Below are 3,875 nucleotides of genomic sequence, written 5' to 3' on the forward strand. Positions count from 1 at the left end.
ATGTTGTAAAAAGTTTCGCAAAATCAATTTACAACTTTGAGGGGAAACCGAAAGGAAGTACCCTCTTTTATTTTTTTACTCGGTCACTAGTGATACCTATACTTCTTTTATTTCTGCTCTCCAGAATATTCTCAAAATCTAAAGTTCCTTAATATGATAAACTCTTAGGTTCTTTAAAATTATTCATTCTCACTATAATATAAAACACCATAGGTTAAATCTGAGATATGAAAATTTGATTTTGCCTACGGTGTTTTATGGTGTCGACTAACGGTCGACTTGACTAATAACAAAATACTAATGTGTGGAAACTAATTATTTATTCTTTTTAACAATACTATAATTAGGATATTATTTAATTCTTCTGTTTTTAAGATCTGTTTCTATTTGTAATTCCATGGTTTTATTAATCTTATAGAAAAATAACATTCCTACACTAATAAAAAATGGGATGGAGGCAAATACACTAACTAACATTTTAGCTCCCATTGTAACAGTTTCTGGTTGTATAAGTTCCTGTGCCGCCTTTGAAGCATCCACATGTATATAACCATATAACCCTAAAATCCAAGCTACTAAAGAACCCCCGATAGCTAAACCTGCTTTTAAACCTACCATCATTGCTGAAAAAATGATAGCTGTTGCTCTTCGATTATTTTTCCATTCAGAATAATCTGCAACATCCGCAATCATAGCCCATAGAAGCGGTGTTGTAATACCATAAAAGAATCCATGTAATATTTGAGAACCAAACATTAAAAGCACTCCTTTGGGAGGAAAAAACACAAAGGCTAATACAAATAATGTAGAAATAAACAATGAAACTCCAAATACGTCTCTTTTACCATATTTATCCGCTAATTTTTTTGAGAATCCAATTCCTATTAACATAAATATGATACCGCCCGCATTAAATAAACCAAAGCCTGCAGAAACCGGATCTGAACCAAAAAAGTTGATTCCTATGGCATTCATAAAATCAAGAATGGGACTTATTAATTTAGTCAACGCTCCTTCATCTACATAATAATTAAAATAATATACATAGGATCCTCCTTTAATCGATAGTGTTATAAATACCAATATCGTCGCCACTAACATAATAATCCAGGGACGATTTTTAGATAAATCAAGTAAATCTTCTTTCAAAGAAGATTTTTGCTCCAAAGTAGGTACAATTCTTTCCTTTGTTGTAAAAAAGGTTATTAATAGCAAGATTGTACCTATCGCTGCCATCCAGGTGATTACCTCCTCAATTCCGGCAGCTTTATCTCCTCCTCCAACATACTCAATAATAGGTAACATAAATACCTGTACAAAAAACTGTGCAAATAATACTGCAACAAAACGAATAGAAGAAATACTATTGCGTTCTTTCATACTACCTGTAATGACGCCACTTAATGCTGAATAAGGTAAATTGTTTGCTGCATACATAAGCAACAATAACGTATAGGTACCTGCAGCATAAATTAACTTACCTTTATAAGAAAAGTCTGGTGTTGAAAATGCCAACAAAGCCATGGCACATAGGGGAATTGTTGTAAAAAGTATCCATGGACGAAATTTTCCCCATTTGGATACGGTACGATCTGCCAATACACCAATAACAGGGTTAAAGGCAAAAGCTCCGATTAATCCCACAACAAGCATAATTAAAGAGGCATCTTTAGGATCTAATCCATATATATCGGTATAAAAGAATGCCAAATAAGTTATTAATGTTTGAAAAACAAGATTAGCAGCCAGGTCTCCCAAACTATATCCTATTTTTTCAATAAGTGAGATTTTTTGTGATTGTAAATTCATGATCAATATTTTTTAATAGGAAGATAAAGAGACGAATAGCTAATAACGATGCACTGTATACAATTACTATTTGATAGTATGCGTGCTTTCTTAAAACACTATTCTTTGTATCTCTGAAAACTCTTCTTAGTTAATCTTTAAACTCAATGATTTTTTGCGGCAATTAATATTTCATTTACTATTTGTTTAGCTTCGTTATTACGATCAAATAGTAATGGAAAATCAGTTCTACCAGGAATTGGCCAATTGTTTCTCCATGAATTTCCATCATTTACACCCCAAAGTGTTACCCTTGAAATATTTTCCTGATGCTTTAAATACAAATTAAAGAACTCCATATACCTTTTATTAAAAGCTACCACAGCAGAATCTGGCATGCCATCCTTATAGGGATCCATTGCTTGTGAATACTTAAATCGGTTACCAACATCCGCCCCATCATTTTCAAAAGGTGATGGAATTACGGAAAGATCTAATTCTGTAATCATTACATTTACACCAAGTTCTGAAAAAGCCTGCATACTTTTTTCATATTCTTTGATGTCAGGATATTTCATAGCAATATGTGACTGCATCCCAACACCGTCAATTCTAATCCCCTGTTCCTGAAGTGACTTTACCATGACTACAACTCCATTTCGCTTTCCTTCTTTAGCCATTGAAAAATCATTGTAATTTAATTCTGCTTCAGGGTCAGCCTCGTGTGCAAACTGAAAAGCCAGTTTAATAAAATCCTCTCCTATGATATTGTAAAATTTACTTTTTCTAAACGAACCATCATCTAAAATTGCTTCATTGACTACATCCCAACCTTTTACTCTACCTTTATATCTTCCTACAACAGTATGAATATGATTCTTCATTCGCTCAATCAAGACTTCTCTTGAAACTTCGTTTCCTTCTTCATCTACAAAAAACCACTTTGGAGCCTGTGAATGCCAGATTAATGTATGCCCAATAATATACATATCATTAGCCTCACCAAAATCAACAAACTGATCTGCCAGATCAAAATAATATTCATTTTCCTTTGGGTGAATTTGCTCACTTTTCATGCAGTTTTCTGCAACAATAGAATTAAACTGTTTTTTTATAACCTTTAGTGATGCAGAATCTAAACCTAAAATTTGTGAGTGATTCATTGCTGTGCCAATGTAAAACTTACCCTCCAAAGCACTTTTTAACGAAGGCTCCTCTTGTTTTTTATTAACCTGACAAGCTGCAAAAATTAAACTTAAAATTAATGCCGTTGATGTAAGCCTTATATGCTTATTCTTAATCATTATATTATTTCTTTTAATGTATTAGTATATATTTATCTGTCTGTTTATAATTTCAATCTCATTTTTTAAATCATAGATGTATTAATCTAAGTTGAAATGAATCTTTCTTGTTACAAATAGGTTACTTTACAAATGTAGTAAAGGGGAATATTAGCACTTATCATAATGGTAACAAGCTATTGTACAATGGTTACTATACTTGTCTCCTTGTTACATAATGTTGTCTATTCGTTACATTAGGCTTTTATTCTGAAGTTTAAAGATGTCTTATGAAAAAAAAATATGCAAGACCATCTTAAGGAATCAACAACAGTTTTTTAATCCCCAATTTGAATCAAATTTTAAATGATTATGATGCTATATTTATTAAATGGCTGGCAAGCCTTAAAGCTAAAAGGAAAGATATAAAGTCAGATTCCAGAATTAAAAATTATAGTAGTTCCTGGTATGATCCTTGACTATTAACCTGATAGAAATAAGTTATAGATGAGAAGTTAGATCATCAATATATAAGCCATTCAACCAATATAAGAACTACCTGTATGTATTGAATCTTTCAATTTATGATTATGAGATAGAAACTTAGGGTTGGATGGTTTACAATAATCAGATAAACACACAAAACGTAGTTCTAAAGACCATTATGACTGTAAAACATTACTATAAATTACTTATCAATATAATCAGCGAGGATGTAAAATAAACACTGTCTGTAAGCAACAAATTATTAATATTGTGACTTATGGCAGAAAAGAAAAAAGAATCCCCAGAATATATTGCAAT

General features: G+C 31.7%; 2 protein-coding genes. Both read right to left on the reverse strand.

Translation table 11 applies throughout. The annotated features are described in order from the left end of the window. Window positions 1-351 precede the first annotated feature (351 nt). On the reverse strand, window positions 352-1,809 hold the full coding sequence (locus OM075_RS24430) for an MFS transporter (RefSeq protein ID WP_301193184.1): 1,458 nt from the start codon (window positions 1,807-1,809) through the stop codon (window positions 352-354). Between the two features lie 143 nt (window positions 1,810-1,952). Beyond that, complete coding sequence (locus OM075_RS24435) at window positions 1,953-3,092, reverse strand: endo-1,4-beta-xylanase (RefSeq protein ID WP_301193185.1); 1,140 nt, start codon at window positions 3,090-3,092, stop codon at window positions 1,953-1,955. Between the last annotated feature and the right edge of the window lie 783 nt (window positions 3,093-3,875).

It is taken from the genome of Plebeiibacterium sediminum (assembly GCF_026013605.1).
GTDB lineage: Bacteria > Bacteroidota > Bacteroidia > Bacteroidales > Marinilabiliaceae > Saccharicrinis > Saccharicrinis sediminus.